A 21448-nucleotide genomic window follows, 5' to 3' on the forward strand; every position below is an offset into this window, starting at 1 on the left:
CTGCTGGTCTGTCGTGTTGCAACGACGGGCACGGGCAACGCGCCCCTACTTGTTCAGCATCACTTTGCGCGTGGCAGTTTCGCCGTCGGCTGTTAGGCTGACGAGGTAAAAGCCATTAGCGTACTTGGTCAGGTCGAGGGGTAGGGACACCGGGCCTTTCACGGCGGCTTGCGACTGGCGCAGCACTTCCTGGCCCACGGCGTTGCGTACTACCACTTCCAGGTTGGCTACTGGCTTATCGAAACGGGTTTGGACGGTGAACTGCCCGGCCGTAGGGTTCGGGAACAGGCTCACGCCGGCACCTTGCAGGGCTTGGGCTGTCGGCGTCACGGTGTTGTCCTGGATGTGTAGGTTGTCAATGGCCCAGCCCCAGCCGTAGGCAGCGCCATCGGCGTGCAGGTGAAAGCGGAGCTGCACCACGTCGCCGGCCTTGTACTTATCCAGTAGGCTGATAGTGCGGGAAGCATAAAGGGACGGTGTACCCACAGCGGCCGAGTTGCTGCCACTTTTTGAACGGTTGTACAAATCGAGCCAGTTGGCATTGTCGCGGGCATCGTAGCCGGGAGCCAGTGGCGTCCAGGTGGTGCCGTTCAGGCTGCCTTCTACCACCACATAGTCGTAAAAATCCTCGTTGGGGAACACCGAGCCGGTTTCGCCAGGCTCCACCAGCACAATCTCATCAAAACGCACCCGCGCAATCTGCGGATCGGCCTTCACCCGAATAGGTACCAGCAGTTGGTACGTGTAGTCTGCATTGTTGGCGTAGGGGTGCGTGGAGTGAATGGCTCCGTTGGCAAACCCCGCGGGCGTAGCAATGGAGAAGCCCAAGCCCACAAAGTCGATAGGCGTGGTACGCTCAAACTCGTTGGCGTACATATCGGCCGCCGGGCGCACTTCTACCACCGGCACCGCAAAGAAACCAGTAGCAGGTAGGGTAGTACGGTTAGTATTGGAGGAATTATCCTGCGCTACCAAGCGGTAGTTGATAACGTCGCCAGCGGTGATAGGGCCAGCGGCGGTGCTGAGCACGGCCGTGTACGTGTTGGCGTTGTTACCAGTGCCCCTGGTCATGGTGATAGAAGGCCGGGCCGTGCCGTTCACGTTGTATTCCAGCGTTACGGATGCTACCCCAATGTTGTCCGTGGCCTGCGCCGTGATGGTATATGGTAGGCTGCTGGCAAACAGGTAGGTAGGCGGCGTGTGCGTGAGCGTAGGCGCTACCACATCGGGCCCCACGAAGAACGAGTAGCGGTTGGATACCGTGGAAAAGGCGTTGCGACCGGGGGCGGTGTAGATGCGTCGGGTTTCATTGTCGGAAGCCTCTACATAGTAGCTCACCCGCACATTAAGGCCGGGATTGGGGATGGTAGCGGTGTACTCGTTGACGCTGCCGGTAGGCGTCATCGTTACCGTGGTGGTAGCCCCATCGTTGAAGGAATAGTTCAGCTTCACCGAGCCGGGCGTAATCGTACCGTCGCTATCTACCCGAACCGTAACGGGGAAGGTACTAGGCGTTTCGGTATCGCTATAAAATATTTGATTACGCACAGCGGTATTAAACCAGCCCATGTCACTGAACATACCCAGCACAATGGGCCCAGGCGAATGAATGGCTTCGCCCGAGGCAAACTGCGGCGACATCAGCGAGTTAGGGTCGCCGGGACCGTAAGTATTTTCGTCGAGGTGGGAGAGGCTGGAGCCGGCCGCATACGTAGTAGGCGCGTACAAACGCGCCCGCTCCCCGTTGTTAGCGGCCCGCGTTAGGGGGCTATCAAAATACAAATCATTGGTAGTGAAGGCCGTGCCTAATTCCACCGAAGGATTGGCAAAGATGCGGGTGTCGGCTACGCTTAGCCCGGCACCGGTTTTCATGAAATCGGCATAGATACTAGGCGGCGTCGACAAAGACCCTTGTTTGCTAGTCGCGTCATAGTCTTTCGAAGTTAGAAAGCCCAGGCCATGGCCCAGTTCGTGTAGCACCACCGATACCAGGTCATACTGCCCGGCGGGCGTATTGCCGTCCGTGCCCAGATACCAGTTGAAGGTACTACTGAAGCTAGCATTGATGTCAGGGGCGTTTCTATTGATATCCCCACCTACCAATTTTTCCACCAGGGCTGTAGGGTACAAGGCATTGCTGATCCGCTCGCCGCCGCCATTGATTGTATACAAGCTGCTTGGTCCAGCTTGCCCCAGTACGCCAGTCCCGAGTGGCTCCCAGGTGGCGTTGATGCGGATGGGTACGCTGGACACCAATAGTGACTGCCAGATATCCACTGCATACTGAAAAGCGGCCTGCGCCTCGGGCGTAAAGTCCTTATACGTAACAATTATAGTGGCCTTGGTGGCCGATGGACGGTTTGCCAGAAAAGCGGCCGGTGGGAGTACGCGCGTGCGCACCACCTTGGAACTGGCATAGCAAGTATCCGGAATACCAGGGCCCACATAGTTCACTACCTGCTGCCCGAAAGAAGGCGCAACAGCGGCTATGGACAAGAAAGAAAGGAGTAATAGTTTTTTCATTAACACAGATAAGGGGAGAGCTCGATACCACAACGGAGTTCCTAAATTTAGGAATCTCCGGCTGTATTACGTGTTTTTTTTCGGATGAAATCTGGCATCACGCCCTCAGGTTGATGACCTAAGAATTCTGGCAGTCAATGGTGTACGTCCGGCGCGCATACGCAGCAGCACGCCCTACCCTTCCATCTGCCATGAGCAAGCTGGAGGGTAGGGCGTGTTGTGGTGATAGGCATAGCTTACGGTTGCTCTGTTGACTGCGCTTTCACGTCGCGCAGTTCCACGGGCGGGACTTTTTTGCGGACCCGCATATTCAGCAGCTCTACCGCCAGCGAGAAGGCCATGGCAAAGTACACGTAGCCTTTAGGTACTTCCTGGTGGAACGCCTCCATAATCAGCATGGCCCCAATCATAATCAGAAACGACAGGGCCAGGATTTTGATGGTGGGGTTCTGATTCACGAAATCGGCTACGTAGCCCGAGAAAGCCAGCATCACGCCCATGGCCAGAATCACGGCCAGGATCATCACCAGCACGTTGTTGACTAAGCCCACGGCCGTCAGGATGGAGTCGAACGAAAAGACAATGTCGATGACAATGATCTGGAAAATCACCCGCGACAGGGTGTTGTACTTGCCCGTACCGTGTTCCTCTTCTTCACCTTGCAACTTGCCGTGAATCTCGGTGGTACTTTTGGCCAACAGGAAGAGACCACCCAGAAACAGAATAATGTCTCTACCCGACACCCCAAAATCGGGCTCCCGGAACGGCAGATCCAAGTGGAACAACGGCGTTTTCAGCCCCACAATCCACGAAATGCTGAGCAGCAGCCCAATCCGGAACAGCAGGGCCAGCAGCAGCCCAATGGTGCGGCCGCGGGCCTGCTGTTCGCGCGGCAGCCGGTTCACGACAATAGAGATGAAAATGATGTTGTCGATGCCCAGCACGATTTCCATGAACGTCAGCGTGAGTAGGCTGACCCAGGTGTGGGCTTCGGCGAAGGTAGAGAAGTCAAACACGGGGTTGAAGTGCTGATGAGGTGATGTGGCAACAGGTTGCTTAGCATGTCATGCTGAGCGTAGTGCAACGGAGTCGAAGCATCTCGCGTGCTGACGTTGCATACCTAGCTCAAGAATGTGAGCGAGGTGCTTCACCTCCGCTCAGCATGACGTTCTAAGCAACCTATCTACTTCATATTCACGAATTGCAGAGGCTGGCCGATATCGGTGCGGCGCAGCAGGGCAATGACGGCTTGCAAGTCGTCAATCTTCTTGCCCGATACGCGCACTTGCTCATCCTGCATCTGCACCTCTACTTTCAGCTTGGCATCTTTGATAGCCTTGCTGATTTTGCGGCCCGTATCTTTATCAATACCGGCGCGCACCTTCACGGTTTTCTTCACCAGGGCACCGCTGGCTTGCTCCTCATCCGTAAAGTCGAGGGCCGTGCCGTCGATGCCCTGCTTCACTACGCGGGCCAGCAGAATATCTTCCAGGGCCTTCACGCGCATAGAGTTTTCGGAGCTGAGCTGGATGGTATTGGCTTTCTTATCCAGCTCGATACCGCCTTTGGTATCGCGCAGGTCGTAGCGCGTTTGCAATTCTTTTTTGGCTGTATTCACCGCGTTTTCGAGTGTTTGCGGATCTACTTTGCTCACAATGTCGAAAGAAGGCATAAGGAAATGAGTACTAGAAGGGTAAGAAAAAGGAACTACAGGCTGAATGCGGGCGCCAAAGGTAGGCGTTTGCCCGCAGGCCGCTTGTAGGCCAAAGATGCGTTGTACGTAATTTTTATCTTCGCTGCCATGTCTGTTTCCTCGCCCCGCACCGCCGCCGATTTTGCCGCCTATTACCAGCTGCGCTACCAAGTGCTGCGGGCGCCCTGGCAACAGCCGCCCGGCTCGGAGCGCGCCCCCGACGACGACGCCCATACTACCCTGCACGCGCTGCTGCGCTACCCTACCCCCGATGGGCCGGTAGTAGCGGTGGGTCGGCTGCACCCCTCGGCCCCAGGCCAAGCACAAGTGCGCTTCATGGCCGTCGATCCGGCCTACCAGGGTAGGGGCCTGGGCCGACAGGTACTACATTTCCTGGAAGCTGGCGCCCGACAGCAGGGCCTTACAGAGTGCATCCTGCACGCCCGTGCTACGGCAGTGCCGTTTTACGAGGCGGCCGGCTATACCGTGGTGGCACCGTCGCACACGCTGTTCGGCAACGTGCCGCACTTTCTGATGCGCAAGTCGCTGCGCTAAGCTACCGGGCTACCTCCTACCCCGCGTTGGCTGGACAGCCTACGCCAGCAATCGAATCATGTATCGTTCAACTATTCTTCCTTCCGGGGGTTGAATAGAGAGCGTGGGACTTTCACGCCTTCTTTTTCTCGATACGAAAAGCATGAACGATAATAGAATTGCCCTGATTGTGGGCGCCAGCGGCATCATTGGTAGCAACCTGGCCACCGAGCTGCTCGCCACCAACTGGACCGTGTACGGCCTAGCGCGCCGCCCCCCGCAGCACCTCGCCGGCCTCCACCCCGTGGCCGCCGATTTGCTGGAGCCAGCCGCCCTGGAAGCAGCCCTAGCCGATGTGCACCCTACCCACGTGTTCATCACCACCTGGATGCGGCAGGATACGGAGGCCGAAAACATTCGTGTGAATAGCGCGCTGGTACGCAATATCCTGGCGGCGCTTTCGCCGAAGGGCACCGTGCAGCATGTGGCGCTGGTTACGGGCCTGAAACACTACCTGGGGCCGTTTGAGGCGTACGCGAAGGGCGGCACCCTGCCTCCTACCCCGTTCCGGGAAGAGCTGCCCCGGCTCGACATCGAGAACTTCTACTACGCCCAGGAAGATGAGGTATACGCGGCGGCGGAGCGCGACGGCTTCACCTGGAGCATCCACCGCCCCCACACCATCATTGGCAAGGCCGTAGGCAACCTGATGAATATGGGCACCACGTTGGCCGTGTACGCCAGCATTTGCAAGGAAACCGGCCGGCCGTTTCAATGGCCCGGCTCCGAAGCGCAGTGGAATGGCCTTTCGGATGTAACCGACGCCCGCATTATTGCCAAGCAACTGGCCTGGGCCGCTACCACCGACGCCGCCCGCAACGAAGCGTTTAATATCGTGAATGGCGACTATTTCCGCTGGAGCTGGCTGTGGCCACGCCTGGCGGCCTGGTTTGGGGTAGAAGCCGCCGGTTTCGATGGCACCGTGCACCCGCTGGAAGCCCAGATGACCAACGATGCCGACCTATGGCGCGATATGGCCGCCCGTTACCAATTGGCTATACCAGAGCTACACCAGTTGGCCTCACCCTGGCACACCGACCTCGACCTGGGCCGCCCCCTGGAGGTGATGACCGACATGAGCAAGAGCCGCAAGCTGGGTTTCCTGGTATACCAGCCCACCGAGGAATCATTCTTCGACCTGTTTGCGCAGCTGCGCAACGACCAGATTATTCCGTAGTTACTACAGCTGTTGACTGCATACCAGACAGGTATACACAAGCAGTAACTAGTTGTATAAAATAAACCGAAAGCGCCGGCTTCCTAGTGGAAACCGGCGCTTTTGTATGACAAGCTAAACCGAAGTTAGGGCTTACAGGCGGTCGGGCGAGCCGGCAGATTCGTGCTCCTGCTCCTCGTCATCTTCGTACTCGTCGCCATCTTCCATCTGCGGGGGCTGCACTTTGCGTACGTTGCGGGCGCAGTCCTCGTCGCGGTGGTTGCGGCCTACGGTGAATTCCACCCAGTCGCCTTCGTTCAGGTCGTTGAAGTCGCCCTCGGCCATATCAGCATAGCTGAAGAACAGGTTGTTGGGCGGCATCACCACGAAGCCGAAACCGTTTTTCAGGTTTTTGATGGTGCTAATGCCCACCGTGCCTACCGGACCGGCTGCCGTGGGGCCCGTGGGGCGTACGGGCTTCAGGGTAGAGGTAGGGTAGGTAGTAGGCTCCGACTGGGCCACAAACATATTCTCGATCAGCTCCTCGTTGGTCGACAGGCCTTGGTCGATGATGTCGTGCATGTCTACCGGGTAGGTGGCGCTGCTAAGCAGTTGCTGCGAGGCGCGCGTTACACGGTTTTCGCCTTTATAGTCGGTGTATTTGAAGTCCCAGTTCAGCAGCATCACGCGGGTGCCTAGGGTGTTCAGCTTCTTGATGAGGGGGGCGTAGTCGCTGTCGCCAGCAATCAGCACCACCACATCGAAGCTCTTGTACATGGCCAGCTCGTAGGCTTCCAGCGAGAGCCACACATCAATGCCTTTTTCCTGCAACCGGCCGTCGCGGGTTTTCAGGGGCATGTAGTGCGTGTTGATGCCCAGGTTCATGAGGATATCGTCGAACAGCCGGTCGTGGAACAGGCGGTCCTTGTCGCGGGCTTCGGTGGCGCTCAGGCGGCCACGGAAAAAGTGCGAATCAATGATCTGACTCAGGCGTACGTCTACGTCTTCTTCTTCGGCTACTTGCTGCCGGATAAACTCGTGCAATCCCTCCAGGCTAATACGGGCCTTACGGTCGTGCTGGAAGTAGTAGTAATCACTGATTTTAAGGAAATAATTGCCATCGTAAAAGACGCCTATCCTAACCAGAGGGCTATTAATCTGATTCATAAAGCAAAAAATTGTGTGTGCGCAAAATGAGGTGTGAGTAAGAAAAAGAGAACGGGCAAACAACAGGAGGTACTTGTGTTGCGGAAGTACCAGGTCAAATATACAAGCTGAACTGTGTAAAATTATTCATATTGATTACTAAGTAATTACTGTAGAATATCAAGCTACGCTACATACTATTGCTGTAGCTTGATTTCTGAGGTATCTGGCAGAAGTGATATGCTTCGGTAAGGAGTACTATACGAGATGATGCATGGATGAAGATTGAAAGACCACGCATAAATTCTGTCTCATACCTACTCTAGGTATATTCACTTAGCAATCTGCAAATTAAAGCAAAATCCAACCTATTTCGTATATGCCATTAGCTATATATAAATTTACTTCACGCGACCTTCCTTTCAACTATCCGCCACAAATCTAGCTGGTTCCTGTATTATTATAGTAATATATTTTTAGCTTTTCCAGTATAAATCCAGTTTCTGCTACATCAGCTTCCCCCCGTTTCACTTTATCCTACCTGCTCTACGCACTCCAATTCCACCAAGCAATGTTGTGCAGTAGGTGTCAGCCACTCAGCACAGGCCTCAAACGCAGCTTAGAAAGACATATTGCCTAATACCAGACTCAGCACCAGCGCAGCATAGCCCAGGCAGATAGCCACTTCCAACGCGTTGCCACTCGCAGAGCCCGTACGGATCAGCGGAATCTTGAAGCAGGCATCGGTGAGAGGCATCAGCCATTTCACACCAGCTTTGGTGAGCGAATCGGCCACAAGGTGCGAGAGGTAGCCGGCGCCCGCAAACCACGCTACCCCGTGCCAACCCAGAGTGTAGTTGGCCAGGTGCCCGATGTACGTCCAGAGGCCCGCCGCCCACAGGGTGTGCGTCCAGGAGCGGTGGCTGGTGAAGGGCGCTACCGACACAAAGGCCCCCAGCATGCTCAACCACAGAAACTCGGTGTAAAACCCGGCTACTATCGTGCATAAGCCTGTGAACAGCAACGCTAGCCGCCGCACAGAATTACCTTGCATGGCTGCTCCAATTAGCCCAAAGGCCAGCGCCGCCGTGAACCCCATGCGCCGGTCGGGGCCGAGGGGTAGGAGAAAATGGGTGTAGACGGCCAGGGCCGCGCCAGCCAGCACAAAGGCCCAGCGCACGTACTGCTGCACAAAGCCCAGGCGCTTGCTCAGGCGGGAGTTGGGGTGGTCGAGGTCGGGGGCGAGGGAGGAAAAACCCGCCAGCGCAATGCCGGCCACCGAGAAGGGCACGTGGGGAACAAGTCCGGCGACGGCCACGCCGGTAATCAGGCCAATGGCCAGGTGAGAAGATCCGCGCAAGGAGAGATACTACTAGTATAAATAAACCACGAAGATACCGGCGCGGCCGTTACTGAACTAAGCTGTGAGCTAAAAGCTAAAGCTAGTTCCCCTCCTTTTTTAAGGAGGGGCTAGGGGTGGTTCCATACCTCAGAACGATACTAGTTCTAGTTTTCTAATTCTAGTCAGACCACCCCTAGCCCCTCCTTGAAAAAAGGAGAGGAACTAGTTTCTAGCGCATACTACGAGGCTTTGCGCAGCACAATATTTTCAAGTATGCGCAGGCGGTGCTAGAAATCGGTAAACTCGTCTAGTTTCTTTTCTATTTTCTCCAGCCGTTGGTCTATGCGCTGGACGTTCTGACGAATATCAACTACGTGCTCGGTCAGCGTACCAGTAAGCCGATTTATAGTCATGAGTAGGCGGTCGTTGTTTTCCTGATTCTCCCGCCGCATTGCCCGCATTTCGATTAGGATTTCGGCTGCCCCCAGCGGAAGGTTTTCGTTATGATCGGCCATAGTTGAATAGAGACAATCCGTTTTGTTAAGATACGGCAATTGCTGCGGTGGCGCTTGCCAGCCGCGCCGGAAACTTTCGCTGCGCGGTTGCGGTATTGCTACTACCATATCCTACGCGTGCCCGACCGGAAATTCCTTCCGGCCGGGCTTCTACCTTTGCCCTCCCTCCTAGCTATATCCTGTTTTGAAGGTTACTGACTTCCTCCAGCTTTACCGCCTCGACCCAACCGTGCTGACGGTAGGCGCCCGCCTGAATCCGGCCACGCTTCGCTCCCTCAAAAAAGCCGAGGCCGCCGACACGCCCCTACCCCGCCTACACCTGCGCGGGCTGGTAGGCAGCCAGGACGCGGTGCTGGCCGCCGCCCTGCACACGCTCTACCCCGAGCAGCACCACCTGTTTATCCTGCACGACAAGGAGGAAGCCGCCTACTTCCTGGCCGACTTGCAGCACCTGCTGCCCCAGGCCGAGCCGCTGTTGTTCCCCAGTTCCTACAAGCGCCCCTACGAGTTCGACGAGACAGAAAACGCCAACGTGCTCATGCGCGCCGAGGTGCTCAACCGCCTCAGCGGCAGCAAGGGTAGCAAAGGCCAGAAACCCGTGGAGCCTACCCCCGAAGTGGAGGAAAAGCTAACAGCCAACAGCCAACAGCTAACAGCTCAGGACGCCGGCGCCCTCATCGTCACCTACCCTGAGGCGCTGTTCGAGAAGGTTATCAACCGCAAGAGCTTGGTGGCGAATACATTTTCTATCCAGACGGGCGAGAAGCTGGACGTGAACTTCATCGGGGAGATGCTGGGCGAGTACGACTTCGAGCGGACGGATTTTGTGTACGAGGCCGGGCAGTACGCCGTGCGCGGGGGCATTGTGGACATCTTCAGCTACGCCAACGAGCTGCCCTACCGCATCGAGCTGTTCGGGGATGAGGTGGAGAGCATCCGCACGTTCAACCCCGAAACGCAGCTGTCGGTGGAGCGCAAGGCGCAGATCAGCATCATCCCCAACGTGCAAACCAAGCTGCTGCACGAAACCCGCGAGGCCTTCCTGGATTTCCTACCCCGCAACCTGACCGTGTGGGCCAAGGACGTGCGCCTGACTCTGGACGTGGTAGACGAGTCGTTCGACAAGGCCGATGCGGGCTTTCAGCGGTTGCTGGAGTCGGCGGGCGGCACGCAGATTGTGAGCAAGCCGGCCGATTTGTTTGAAACGGCCAAGACCTTCCGCAAGCAGCTCGAAAACTTCGCGGTGGTGGAGTTCGGCAAGCGCTTTCACTTCAAGACCGGGGCCGAGGAGTTTGCCTTCACGGCCAAGCCCCAGCCCAGCTTCAACAAGGAGTTTCCGCGCCTGCTCAAGAATCTGCGCGACTACCAGCAGCAGGGCTTCACCAGCATCATCGCGGCCGACTCGGTGCGGCAGGCCGACCGGCTCCGCACCATCTTCGACGAGCTGGACAACAACGTGCAGTTTCAGCACCTGCTGCTGGCCCTGCGCGAGGGCTACGTAGACGATACGCTGAAGCTGACCGTGTATACCGACCACCAGCTGTTTGAGCGCTACTACCGCGCCCAGGAAACACGCAAGTTCAGCAAGAAAAAGGCCCTGACCCTCAAGGAGCTGCGCACCCTGCAACCCGGCGACTACGTGGTGCACCAGGACCACGGCATTGCGCGCTTTGCGGGGCTGATGCAGGTGGACATCAACGGGCAGTTGCAGGAGGCTATCCGGCTGGTATACCGCGACGACGACGTGCTGACCGTGAGCATTCACGCCCTGCACAAGATTGCCAAGTACAGCGGGGCCGAGGGCACGCCGCCTACCATGAGCAAGCTGGGCTCGCCGGAGTGGGAAAACAAGAAAAAGGCCGTTAAGAAGAAGGTGAAGGACATTGCGGCCGAGCTGATTCGGCTGTACGCCAAGCGCAAGACCGCGCCGGGCTTCGCCTTCGCCAAGGATTCCTTTATGCAGGCCGAGCTGGAATCGAGCTTCATCTACGAGGACACGCCCGACCAGGGCAAGGCCACCGAAGACGTGAAGCACGACATGGAGCAGCCCCACCCCATGGACCGCCTGGTGTGCGGCGACGTGGGCTTCGGCAAGACCGAGGTAGCCATTCGGGCCGCGTTTAAGGCGGTGGCCGATGGCAAACAGGTGGCCATCCTGGTGCCTACCACCATCCTGGCCATGCAGCACTACAAAACCTTCCGCGACCGGCTCGCCGATTTGCCCGTGACGGTGGAGTACGTGAACCGTTTCAAGAGCACCAAGCAGATCAAGGAAACGCTGGGTAGGGTGGCCGAGGGCAAGACCGATATTCTCATCGGCACGCACCGCCTCACCAACAAAGACGTGCAGTTCAAGGACTTGGGCTTGCTGGTGATTGATGAGGAGCAGAAATTCGGGGTGAAGACCAAGGACAAGCTGAAGGAGCTGAAGGTGAACGTGGACACGCTCACGCTTTCGGCTACGCCCATTCCGCGCACCCTGCACTTCTCTTTGATGGGCGCCCGCGACCTGAGCGTCATTGCTACCCCGCCGCCCAACCGCCAGCCGGTGCAAACGGAGCTGCATGTGTTTGACGAAGTGCTGGTGCGCGACGCCATTTCGCGGGAGCTGAAGCGCGGCGGGCAGGTATTCTACGTGCACAACCGCGTGAAAGACATTGAGGAACAGGCCGCTATGATCTTGCGCCTGGTGCCCGATGCCCGCGTAACCTACGTGCACGGCCAGATGGACGGCGACTCGCTGGAAAAGCGCATGATGAAGTTTGTGGACGGCGAGTACGACGTGCTGGTGAGCACCACGCTCATCGAGTCGGGCCTGGATATTCCCAACGCCAACACCATCATCATCAACCGCGCCCACATGCACGGCCTCTCCGACCTGCACCAGATGCGCGGCCGGGTAGGGCGCTCCAACAAAAAGGCGTACTGCTACCTGCTCACGCCGCCCGTGGCTGGCCTACCCTCCGACGCCCGCAAGCGCCTGAGCACGCTGGAAGAATTCTCGGACCTGGGCGCGGGCTTCAACGTGGCCATGCGCGACCTCGACATTCGGGGTGCGGGCAACCTGCTGGGCGGCGAGCAGTCGGGCTTTATCAACGACCTGGGCTTTGAAACCTACCACCAGATCTTGGACGACGCGGTGCAGGAGCTGAAGGAAACCGAGTTCCGCGACCTGTTCCTGGGCGACACCACCGGCCGCCTCCAGGAAGCCGCCGGCGCCAAAGGCCCCAAGGAGTGCAACGTGGAAACCGACCTGCAAATCCTGATTCCGGACAGCTACGTGAGCAGCGTGTCGGAGCGCCTGCAACTCTACAGCAAGCTCGACCGCGTGAAGGACCCCGAGGCCCTGCGCAAGCTGGTGGCCAGCATCGTGGACCGCTTTGGCCCCCTACCCGCCGAGGTAGAGCAGCTGGCCGACATCGTGAAGCTGCGCTGGCAGGCCTGCCGCGTGGGCTTCGAGAAGGTGACGCTGAAGAAGAACGTGCTGAAAGCCTACGTGCCCGCCACCAACAACGAGGCCTACTTCCAGGGCGACCAGTTCGGCACGGTGCTCAACTACGTGCAAACCCACCCCCGCACCGCCACCATGAAGGAGCGCAAAGAACAGCTCATCATCACCATCGACGACGTGCAGAACGTGCAAGCGGCGAAGCGGGTGCTGAGTGAGTTGGGGAGTGAGGAGAAGGTAGGGGTGTAGCAAATAAAAAAGCCATCATTCTTAAAATGATGGCTTTTTTATTTAAAGACCAGTTAAATCATCATTATCAGCTCCGCCTACCTTTCTTCTTTCAATATCAAGCTTTACCAATTTACATTTCTCGTAACTAATCACTGTTGTTTCTGGACCCATAATTTGAACATAAACGTTATTAATCTTTGAAAAATAAGAAGAAGTATTATAAAATTGCCGTGAACTAGGTATAATATGAACAATCTTATTATTTATTTTTTTATAAATAAAATCAGTGTCTTCATCCACAGTACTTTTACTTGGATGAATATATTTATTTATAAATATATTTTCACAATTAGAATATTTAACATAATTTAATACTAATCTAGCTACATCATTATAGCCCAATGCAATACATAATTCCTTATTATATCCATAACTATAATCCATAATTGAATCATTAATTATCATTAAATTAAGTTTTTCACTTAGCTCATCATCCCTAACATCATCAGTTAGATAACACTCAGCACCAAATATCATAGATATTCTTGCATCTATCTCATCCTCGGAAAATCTACTGTAAAGCCCTTTGTTTTTATCATAAAATTCATTATACTTAATCAAGGCGTTGTAAAGCATCGTATTTCTAAAGACAGGATAATCTATTTCAACAATAAAATCTAATATATTCTCATATTTAAAATACTTGCCTGAATTATATATATTATTTAGTATTTCATCTTTTTGATTCGCGAAGACAATATATTCAGCAGCAAAGTAATCTTGCAAAGATTTATGAAGCCACTTTACATCAAGCCCTTCTTTAGAAAATAATGGAACATGCTGAATGATGTCTTCAACAAAGGAGGAATCAGAAAAAGAAGGAATTCCAACTAAATTTTTTCTAGCCTTCTCAACGTAAGATGTTAATTGTGGTATTGTATACTCCACAATACCATCTTTCGCTGTTTGGAAAGCAAATCTTCGTAAGACTTGCCTAAATTGATATATATCAAGGCCAGATTTTTTTGGCCTTTCGTATCTATCCTTTGAAAGATCATGATGTTTGTAAAGAGCTTGGTATATCTCTTCATAAAAAGCCGACTTTTTTAAGGGTATATTCTTATTATAAGCATATGCTTTATATAACAAAGTTACTAAAAAGGGATTCTTGAGGAATACCTGAACTTGTCCACGTTTTTTATCTAAATCTGATATTAGATTTTCCGACAATCCAAATCCGCTAATTGCATCACACTTATTAATAATTGAAATATAATCAGATTTCTTAAGTCCAGCAATATTAAAAACTTTAAAATCTCCAAATGTAGATAATGATGACTCTGGCCTAGACGTCATTATAAAATAATTATTCCTAGCTTTTGAAGAAAACTCAACAATATCTTCAACAACCTTATTTTGCTCAGAAGGAACTATTTCATCATAACCATCTAATATAATAATAAAATGACCATTACTTATTAATCTCAATAACAGATCCTTATTAAAAGGTTTTTGAATTTGATTAAATTGACTAAATATTTCATCAATTATCTTGTTTGAAGCAGATAATTTTCTTAATTCTATAAAGACAGGAACACCTATGTTATTGAGAATAGTTTTACAGACAATCCACTTCATTAATGTAGATTTACCCATTCCTGCTTGATCTCTAACTAAAACCTTCCTATAAGTCTTAAGAAAACCAAGCTGTGTATTGGCTATAACGTGCATTTCACCATCACCAACAGGAACTAGTCTCAAAGGTTGGTACAGGTCATCAATTTTAATTTGCTCATTAGGAAATACGAGTGTATTAACAACATTACACTTATCGTAAGTTTGATTTATATAATCAAGACATTTTTCTTCAAACGTCTCTTCTTGAGATACCAAATCTTTTTCTTTAAACCATTCTTTTATCTTACCTAGCTGTGGCTCTAGAAATTTGTCATAAACAGGTTTCACTATCTGCTTAGCTGGCTCGGCGAGTATTGCAACGGTCAAAGGGTCCATTAGATAAAGTTAAATAGATATGAAATACAGCTACCAAGATACTACCTATCGCCTACCCTACCTAACCGCAAACACCACTGGCATCTTGCATTCCGACGCCACGGGTTGCCCATTGGCGGAGGCCGGAATCCATTCGGCATTGAGGCTCTGTACCGCGCGCAGGGCTTCTTCGTCACAGCCGGAGCCGATGCCGCGCACGACGCGGTGGTTGGAGGTGTGGCCGTTGCTGTCGATGGTGAAGGCAACGCGCACCTCGCCCCCTACCCCTCGGCGTAACGCCATCACCGGGTAGTGCACGCTCATGCCCACGGCGCGGGCCAGGGCATCGTTGCCGGCCAGCGCGATGGGAGGCTCAGTAATTACCACATCCGGGGACAAGGGGCGAATGACCAACTGATGCGGCCACTTGCTGGGTTGGCGGAAAAGCAGTTGGCCCGAGGTATGGTCGTAGCGGGTGGCCAGGGTGCCGTCGGGCGTGTAGTATTCCCACTCGCCTACCTTCTGGCCGCGGCGGTAGCGGCCTTTGGCTTTCGGCTGGCTGCCTATTTCGGCGTATTCCGTCCACAGGCTGTCTTTCTGGCCGGCCGCGTAGAAGCCTTCTTCGAGCAGCACTGCGCCTTTGCGGCCGCCGTAGTGGCGGTAGGCGCCCTGCTTGGTCTGCGGGTCGGCGGTCAGCACGTTGTATTCTTCGCGGCCCGCGGGGTTCTTCTGGCTGACGGTTACGGGTTGCGTGGCCTGCGCCCAACTGCACAGTGGGGCGCCGAGGAGCAAGAAGGGCAATAAGATGGTAGATGCTGTACGCATAGGGTAGTAGGGATAAAGTGGTAAGGGTAATGTATTCAGAATGACTTTGCGAAAAGTACGATTTCACTGACATAGTTACCCCACCCCCAGCCCCTCCCCTCCGGGAGAGGGGTTCGTTCAACGACAACTTGCGTCTGGCACCCCTCTCCCGGAGGGGAGGGGCTGGGGGTGGGGTATCCCGTCTGGCCTGACCTGCATCCACATCACGCAGAAATGCGCAAATCTTGCGTTCTTTAACCCCGAACGCATTTCGCTTGTGCATGTCCAATCGTAGAAAATTCATCAAATCGTCGGCGGCCGGACTGGCTTTGCTGGCCACCAAACCCGTAGCCGCGGCCGCCCTACCCGCCGCCGGTACCGTCAAGAACAAGCCCGTGGTGATTTCCACCTGGAATGATGGCATAGCGGCCAACCAGGATGCCTGGAAAATCCTGAGCAAAGGCGGCCGCGCCCTGGATGCCGTGGAAGCCGGCGTGCGCGTGACCGAAGACTCGCAGAACTGCTGCGTGGGCCTGGGCGGCAACCCCGACCGCGACGGCATCGTAACCCTCGACGCCTGCATCATGGACGACAAGTTCAACTGCGGCAGCGTGGCGGCCCTGGAGCGCATCAAGCACCCCATCAGCGTGGCGCGGGCCGTGATGGAAAAAACGCCCCACGTGATGCTGGTAGGCGAAGGCGCCCAGCAGTTTGCCGTGGCCCAGGGCTTCCCCTTGGAGCCTCTGGAGCTGAGCGCCGATGCGGCCGCAGCCTATAAAGAGTGGCTGAAAAAGAGCGAATATAAGCCCGTCGTCAACATCGAAAATAGCGGCAACCAGAAAAAGGTAGGCCCCGTGGGCGGCCCCCAAAACCACGATACCATTGCCATGCTGGCCATGGATGCCCAGGGCAACCTCAGCGGCAGCTGCACCACCAGCGGCATGGGCTTCAAGATGCGCGGCCGCGTGGGCGACTCGCCCATCATCGGGGCGGGGCTGTACGTGGATAATGAGGTAGGCGCCGCCGCCGCCACCGGCCAGGGCGAAGACGTGATTCGGATGGTAGGCTCGCACACGGTAGTGGAGCTGATGCGCCAGGGTATGTCGCCGAAAGCGGCCTGCAAAGCCGCCGTGGAGCGCATCCTCCGCATCAAAGGCGACAAGGCCGCCCGCGACATTCAGGTGGGTTTTATTGCCGTGAGCAGCAAGGGCGAGGTAGGCGCGTTTGCCCTACAGAAAGGCTTCAGCTACGCCGTGTGCGACGCCAAAAACCAGAAGCAGCTCGTCAATTGCGAGTACCTGCTGAAGTGAGCTACACCCTGGAAATCTGCGCCAACTCGGTGCAGTCGGCCCAGGCGGCGCAGGTGGGCGGCGCCGGCCGCATCGAGCTGTGCCAGAACCTGGAGCAGGGCGGCATCACGCCCTCCTACGGCCTCATCCGCCGCGTGCGGGCGCTGCTCGGTATTCAGGTGTTTGTCTTGATTCGCCCCCGGCCGGGCAACTTCGTGTACGACGCCGAGGAATTCGCCCTCATGCAAACCGACGTGCTGGCCTGCCGCGAACTGGGTTGCGATGGGGTAGTATTGGGCATCCTAAACGAAGCCGGCCGCGTAGACGTGGCCCGCTGCCGCACCCTCATAGAGCTGGCCCAGCCCATGCAGGTTACCTTCCACCGCGCCTTTGACGTGTGCCAGGACCAGGCGCAGGCCCTGGAGGAAATCGTAGCGCTCGGTTGCCAGCGCGTGCTGACTTCCGGCAGCGCCACGTCCGCCGAGGCTGGGCAGCAGCAGCTGGCGGCGCTAGTGACCCAGGCCGCTGGCCGCATCAGCATACAGCCGGGCGCGGGCATCAACGCTGGCAATCTGCTGCCGCTAGCGGCTGCTATAGGCGCCACAGAGTTTCATACTAGCGCCAAGAAGCTGATTCCCCTACCCTCGCAACCCAATGAGTTTGACGTGGCGCACTGGCAGACAGATGCTGGACTGGTGCGGGAGTTGGTGGGGTTATTAAAGATGCTAGAAGAACTAACCTAGCTTCTAGCTCCTAGCTCTAGTTCTTCTTTTGCGTTACTACTCCCTGCGCTCTGGTTTTCACGCGGCATAGAAACGTATTGGCGGTGATGTAGAGGGTGCGGCCGTCGTCGCCCCAGGCGCAGTTGGCGGCCACTTCGCCGGGGTCGAGGGTGCCGAGCAGCTTGCCGGCGGGCGAGAGGATGGAAACGCCGCCGGGGCCAGTGGCATACACGTTGCCGGCCTGGTCTACCTTCAAGCCATCGGGTAGTTCCTTGGGGCGCACTTTGGGTAGGGTAGCCATGTCGAAAAACACGCGGCCGTTGCTGAGCTTGCCATTGCTGCGCACATCGTATTGCATAATCACGGGGCGCAGCGAGTCGGAGTTAGACACGTAGAGCGTGCGGCCATCGGCGGTGAAAGCCAAGCCGTTGGGGCGCGACAGGTCCGTAATTTCCTGCGTTATCTTGCCTTTCGCATCGCGCCGGTACACGCCGCATACGGGCAGCTCGCGCAAGGGGTCCATTTCCTTTTGAGGTAGGCCGAAGGGCGGATCGGTGAAGTAGATGGCGCCGTTGGTGGGGTGGGCCAGCACATCGTTGGGGCTGTTGTAGCGCTTGCCCTCGAAGTTATCGGTGAGGGTGCGCAGGCCGCTTTGCTTGGCGAGGGGTAGGAAGGCTATGCGCCGGTCGCCGTGCTGGCAGAGCAGCAGGTTGCCTTGGTCGTCGAGGGCGAGGCCGTTGCTGCCAGGCTCCTCGCCGTGGGGCATGCGGCCGGTGTAGCCGCTGTTTTCCAGAAACTTCGACAGGCCTTTCTGCTCCGACCAGCGGTAAATCGTGCGCGATTTCGTGTCCGAAAACAACAGCATGCTGCTATCGGCTACCCACAGCGGGCCTTCGATGTGCGTGAAGCCGGAGCCTACAATTTCAAGTTGAGCGTCGGGGCTGAGGAGTTGATCGAGGCCGGGGTCCTGCCGAATGATGCGGCCTTTGGTGAGGTTGGGGGAGGACTGAGCCGCGGCCGATAGGGGTAACAGCAGCAGCCAGATCAGCAGCAGAAAGAGAAAGCGCATTAGGTACAGGGTTAGCAGAACAGTGGGAAGAAGGGGCGCTTCTTCCCTACCCTGCTACTATGCTGAAGGTTGCGCAACGTGGTTCGTATCAACCCGGAAGGAAGCGCTGCCGTAGGGAAGAGCTGTCCTTTCCATTCTGTCATCCTGAGTGCAGCGAAGGACCTTCTTACGCTAGAACGAGCCGTTGTTATGTCAATCGTTCTGCCGTGAGAAGGTCCTTCGCTGCACTCAGGATGACAGAATGGAAAGGATAACAGCGTTATACACTGCTTCTCCGAACTCCCCCTACATGAAATCAACGCTCCTTTTTTTTCTCCTCACGGCCATGTCCATCCTACCTACTGCCGCCCAAACCACCGGCACGCCGCTGCTACAAGTGGCGGAGTTCGGCAAGCACCAGCCCATAGGCGTGGCCGTGTCGCAGCAGGGACGCATATTTATTACGTTTCCGAAGAAGGATAAGAACTACGATTATGCCGTGGCGGAAATCGTGAACGGGCAGCGCCGCCCCTACCCCAACGCCGAGTGGAACCAGTGGGACTCCCTGCAAGCGCGCACGCGCTTCGTGAGCGTGCAAACGGTGTTTGTAGATCAGGAGGATAATTTGTGGGTATTGGATCCATCGAACCCCGGCGAAGGCGCACCATTAATTGCCGGAATCAAACTCCTCAAAATCAACCTGAAAACGAATCAGGTGGAGCGCATCTACCGCTTCGAGGACATCCCACGCGAGCGGAGCGGCCTCAACGACGTACGCATCGACACGCGCCGGCAGGTGGCCTACCTCTCCGACCCCAAGCTGGCCGCTATTGTGGTGCTGGACCTGAAAACCGGCAAAAGCCGCCTGGTGCTACAAGGCGATAAATCGACGATGGCGGAGCCGGGCTTTGTGTTGCGCCTGGATGGCAAGGAGGTGAAAGACAACACGGGTAAGCCATTCAGCAGCAATGTAAACGGCATTGCCCTAACCCACGATTTCGAGTATTTCTACTACCGCGCCATCAACCAGACCAAGCTTTACCGCATCAAGACCGAGTACCTGCGCGATGCCAGCTTGAGCCCCCAACAAGTAGCCAAACATGTGGAGACGGTAGGCGAAACCGGCGTGTCGCACGGTATGATTGCCGACGCGGCCGGTAATGTCTACCTCACCGACTCGCCCAACCACGCCGTGCGCCGCGTAACGCCCGCCGGCCACTTCGAAACCGTGACCCAAGACCCGCGCCTGCACTGGCCCGACACCTTCGCCCTCGGCCCCGACGGCTACCTCTACCTCACGGATGCCCAAATCAACCGCACCCCCAAATGGAACAACGGTGAGGACAAGGTACAGTACCCGTTTCGACTGTATAAGATGAAGATCAAAAATTAGCTGTTAGCTGCTGGCTGTTAGCTGCTGGCTGTTAGCTGCTGGCTGTTAGCTGATAGCTCTCGTTCTGAGAAGCCGTTTGCATTAATACGAACCGGTGTAGAGACGCATACTTGCGTCTCGTCGTTGAACGAATCAGGCGGCGGAAGTTCAACGACGAGACGCAAGTATGCGTCTCTACACCAATCTCGGCTAACGCAAACACACTCTCGGATTGCCATCAGCCTAGTCAACGGCTGACCATAAAGTTATACCAGCTCCAGCAGCGTCTCCAGCCCCATGCCCCGCGAGCCTTTAATCAGAATCAGTTGATGCTGAAGCGGCTGCTGTTGCAGCCAGTCGGCGGCTTCGGCTTTGGTAGCGAAATAGTGGGCTTGGCTATTAGCTGAGGCGGCGTGGCGCATTTCGTGTCCAACTACTACTACTGTATCAATCTGCAACCCGGCCAGCAGCTCGCCTAGGGCGCGGTGCTCGGCCTCGCTTTCCTCGCCCAACTCAAACATATCACCCAGAATAACCACCTTACCACTCGCCGGGGTAGGGCGGGCGGCGAAGCTGCGCAGGGCGGCGGCCATGCTGCTGGGGTTGGCGTTGTAGGCGTCCAGCACCACTTCGTTGCGAGTGGTTTTTACCAGCTGCGAGCGGTTGTTGGTGGGTGCATAGGCGGCCAGGGCGGCAGCTATATCCGGGGTAGGCACCTCGAAATACGCGCCCACGGCAGCGGCGGCGGCCAGGTTCGGGAAGTTATAGTCGCCGGTAATCTGGGCCGTTACCTCGGTGCCGTCGAACAGGCGCAGGCGCACGGCGGAGTCGGTTCCGGGCAGCAGGGTGGCGGGGTAGGTATCCTGGGGGCCGGGGTAGGAAATGCGCTGCGGCACGGCGGCGGCCCGCTCGGCAATTTTGGCGTCAGCGGTATTCACGAAGGCCGTGCCGTGGTGGGCAGCCAGGTAGAGCAGCAGCTCGCCTTTGCCCTTGGCTACCCCCTCGGCGCCGCCAAACCCTTCGAGGTGGGCGCGGCCGATGTTGGTGAGCAGGCCGTGGGTAGGCGCGGCCAGCGCACAGAGCTGCGCGATTTCGCCTTGGTGATTGGCGCCCATTTCCACAATGGCCAGCTCGTGCTCCTGCGGCCGGATAGTGAGCAGCGTAAGCGGCACACCGATGTGGTTATTGAGGTTGCCGCGCGTGTACTGCACCCGGTAGCGCCGACTCAGCACGGCGTTGATTAGCTCTTTGGTAGTGGTTTTGCCGTTGGAGCCCGTGATGGCCAGCACCGGAATCTGTAGCCGCTGGCGGTGGTACTGCGCCAGCTCCTGCAAAGCCACGAGCGGGTCGGGTGCGTAGGTATAGTGCTCGGGGTCTTGAGCGGCCAGGGCGGCATCATCTACCACGGCGTGGCGGGCGCCTTGGGCCAGGGCCTGCGGGGCGAAGTCGCGGCCCCGGAAGCTGGGACCATTCAGCGCGAAAAACAAGGTATTGTCCTGCGCCTGGCGCGAGTCGGTGCTGACGGCGGTGCACTGAAGGAACCGGGCGTAGAGGGCCGCTGTATCTACCATGA

The 21448-nt window shown here is 56.1% G+C and carries 16 protein-coding genes; 6 read left to right on the forward strand and 10 right to left on the reverse strand.

Annotated elements, in window-relative coordinates:
* Positions 1–45: 45 nt before the first annotated feature.
* From H8B15_RS13570 to H8B15_RS13580, 3 genes are all read right to left on the reverse strand, one after another.
* Entirely contained in the window at positions 46–2523 is a 2478-nt protein-coding gene (locus H8B15_RS13570; protein WP_187320227.1) for a T9SS type A sorting domain-containing protein, read from the reverse strand.
* A 236-nt stretch (positions 2524–2759) separates the two neighbouring features.
* Positions 2760–3539: a TerC family protein gene (locus H8B15_RS13575; protein ID WP_343069161.1), complete on the reverse strand. Its 780-nt coding sequence runs from the start codon at positions 3537–3539 to the stop codon at positions 2760–2762.
* Between the two features lie 167 nt (positions 3540–3706).
* Positions 3707–4195, reverse strand: a complete 489-nt coding sequence (locus tag H8B15_RS13580) for a YajQ family cyclic di-GMP-binding protein (RefSeq protein WP_187320228.1) — start codon at positions 4193–4195, stop codon at positions 3707–3709.
* A gap of 129 nt (positions 4196–4324) precedes the next feature.
* Here H8B15_RS13580 and H8B15_RS13585 point away from each other — a divergent pair, with 129 nt between their 5' ends.
* The gene (locus H8B15_RS13585; protein WP_187320229.1) at positions 4325–4771 is read left to right on the forward strand and encodes a GNAT family N-acetyltransferase; all 447 of its coding nucleotides are present in this window, start codon (positions 4325–4327) and stop codon (positions 4769–4771) included.
* 142 nt (positions 4772–4913) lie between these two features.
* A complete protein-coding gene (locus H8B15_RS13590; RefSeq protein ID WP_187320230.1) occupies positions 4914–5987 on the forward strand; it encodes an SDR family oxidoreductase in 1074 nt (357 codons plus the stop codon).
* A 132-nt stretch (positions 5988–6119) separates the two neighbouring features.
* On the opposite strand, the gene H8B15_RS13595 is transcribed toward H8B15_RS13590, so the two are convergent.
* The 3 genes from H8B15_RS13595 to H8B15_RS13605 all read right to left on the reverse strand — a co-directional run bounded on the left by H8B15_RS13595 (position 6120) and on the right by H8B15_RS13605 (position 8969).
* The gene (locus H8B15_RS13595; RefSeq protein ID WP_185281520.1) at positions 6120–7133 is read right to left on the reverse strand and encodes an NYN domain-containing protein; all 1014 of its coding nucleotides are present in this window, start codon (positions 7131–7133) and stop codon (positions 6120–6122) included.
* Positions 7134–7731: 598 nt separating this feature from the next.
* Positions 7732–8472, reverse strand: a complete 741-nt coding sequence (locus H8B15_RS13600) for a metal-dependent hydrolase (RefSeq protein ID WP_187320231.1) — start codon at positions 8470–8472, stop codon at positions 7732–7734.
* A 269-nt stretch (positions 8473–8741) separates the two neighbouring features.
* The gene (locus H8B15_RS13605) at positions 8742–8969 is read right to left on the reverse strand and encodes a hypothetical protein (protein WP_187320232.1); all 228 of its coding nucleotides are present in this window, start codon (positions 8967–8969) and stop codon (positions 8742–8744) included.
* 184 nt (positions 8970–9153) lie between these two features.
* Here H8B15_RS13605 and mfd point away from each other — a divergent pair, with 184 nt between their 5' ends.
* A complete protein-coding gene (gene mfd, locus H8B15_RS13610) occupies positions 9154–12666 on the forward strand; it encodes a transcription-repair coupling factor (protein ID WP_187320233.1) in 3513 nt (1170 codons plus the stop codon).
* A gap of 42 nt (positions 12667–12708) precedes the next feature.
* On the opposite strand, the gene H8B15_RS13615 is transcribed toward mfd, so the two are convergent.
* On the reverse strand, positions 12709–14661 hold the full coding sequence (locus tag H8B15_RS13615) for an NACHT domain-containing protein (RefSeq protein ID WP_187320234.1): 1953 nt from the start codon (positions 14659–14661) through the stop codon (positions 12709–12711).
* Between the two features lie 57 nt (positions 14662–14718).
* Positions 14719–15465 carry an energy transducer TonB gene (locus H8B15_RS13620; RefSeq protein WP_187320235.1) on the reverse strand — a complete coding sequence of 249 codons (747 nt, stop codon included), beginning with the start codon at positions 15463–15465 and terminating at the stop codon, positions 14719–14721.
* Positions 15466–15725: 260 nt separating this feature from the next.
* Here H8B15_RS13620 and H8B15_RS13625 point away from each other — a divergent pair, with 260 nt between their 5' ends.
* Positions 15726–16754, forward strand: coding sequence for an isoaspartyl peptidase/L-asparaginase family protein (locus tag H8B15_RS13625; protein ID WP_187320236.1), 1029 nt, complete (start codon positions 15726–15728; stop codon positions 16752–16754).
* Positions 16751–17476: a copper homeostasis protein CutC gene (locus H8B15_RS13630; protein WP_187320237.1), complete on the forward strand. Its 726-nt coding sequence runs from the start codon at positions 16751–16753 to the stop codon at positions 17474–17476. The genes H8B15_RS13625 and H8B15_RS13630 overlap by 4 nt, the downstream gene beginning before the upstream one ends.
* Before the next feature lie 16 nt (positions 17477–17492).
* Here the strand turns inward: H8B15_RS13630 and H8B15_RS13635 are convergent, their stop codons facing one another.
* Positions 17493–18524: an SMP-30/gluconolactonase/LRE family protein gene (locus tag H8B15_RS13635; protein WP_187320238.1), complete on the reverse strand. Its 1032-nt coding sequence runs from the start codon at positions 18522–18524 to the stop codon at positions 17493–17495.
* A gap of 289 nt (positions 18525–18813) precedes the next feature.
* On the opposite strand from H8B15_RS13635, the gene H8B15_RS13640 reads away from it, so the two are divergent.
* Positions 18814–19896 carry an SMP-30/gluconolactonase/LRE family protein gene (locus H8B15_RS13640; RefSeq protein WP_187320239.1) on the forward strand — a complete coding sequence of 361 codons (1083 nt, stop codon included), beginning with the start codon at positions 18814–18816 and terminating at the stop codon, positions 19894–19896.
* 245 nt (positions 19897–20141) lie between these two features.
* Here the strand turns inward: H8B15_RS13640 and H8B15_RS13645 are convergent, their stop codons facing one another.
* Entirely contained in the window at positions 20142–21446 is a 1305-nt protein-coding gene (locus H8B15_RS13645; RefSeq protein ID WP_187320240.1) for a UDP-N-acetylmuramoyl-tripeptide--D-alanyl-D-alanine ligase, read from the reverse strand.
* Positions 21447–21448 lie beyond the last annotated feature (2 nt).

This window comes from Hymenobacter citatus (assembly GCF_014333615.1).
Lineage (GTDB): Bacteria > Bacteroidota > Bacteroidia > Cytophagales > Hymenobacteraceae > Hymenobacter > Hymenobacter citatus.

Coding starts and splice junctions, on each gene's coding strand:
- H8B15_RS13595 (WP_185281520.1), bottom strand. CDS start 7,133: ATGAATCAGATTAATAGCCCTCTGGTTAGGATAGGCGTCTTTTACGAT.
- H8B15_RS13625 (WP_187320236.1), top strand. CDS start 15,726: ATGTCCAATCGTAGAAAATTCATCAAATCGTCGGCGGCCGGACTGGCT.
- H8B15_RS13645 (WP_187320240.1), bottom strand. CDS start 21,446: ATGGTAGATACAGCGGCCCTCTACGCCCGGTTCCTTCAGTGCACCGCC.
- H8B15_RS13615 (WP_187320234.1), bottom strand. CDS start 14,661: ATGGACCCTTTGACCGTTGCAATACTCGCCGAGCCAGCTAAGCAGATA.
- H8B15_RS13620 (WP_187320235.1), bottom strand. CDS start 15,465: ATGCGTACAGCATCTACCATCTTATTGCCCTTCTTGCTCCTCGGCGCC.
- H8B15_RS13580 (WP_187320228.1), bottom strand. CDS start 4,195: ATGCCTTCTTTCGACATTGTGAGCAAAGTAGATCCGCAAACACTCGAA.
- H8B15_RS13605 (WP_187320232.1), bottom strand. CDS start 8,969: ATGGCCGATCATAACGAAAACCTTCCGCTGGGGGCAGCCGAAATCCTA.
- H8B15_RS13585 (WP_187320229.1), top strand. CDS start 4,325: ATGTCTGTTTCCTCGCCCCGCACCGCCGCCGATTTTGCCGCCTATTAC.
- H8B15_RS13640 (WP_187320239.1), top strand. CDS start 18,814: ATGAAATCAACGCTCCTTTTTTTTCTCCTCACGGCCATGTCCATCCTA.
- H8B15_RS13590 (WP_187320230.1), top strand. CDS start 4,914: ATGAACGATAATAGAATTGCCCTGATTGTGGGCGCCAGCGGCATCATT.
- H8B15_RS13570 (WP_187320227.1), bottom strand. CDS start 2,523: ATGAAAAAACTATTACTCCTTTCTTTCTTGTCCATAGCCGCTGTTGCG.
- H8B15_RS13635 (WP_187320238.1), bottom strand. CDS start 18,524: ATGCGCTTTCTCTTTCTGCTGCTGATCTGGCTGCTGCTGTTACCCCTA.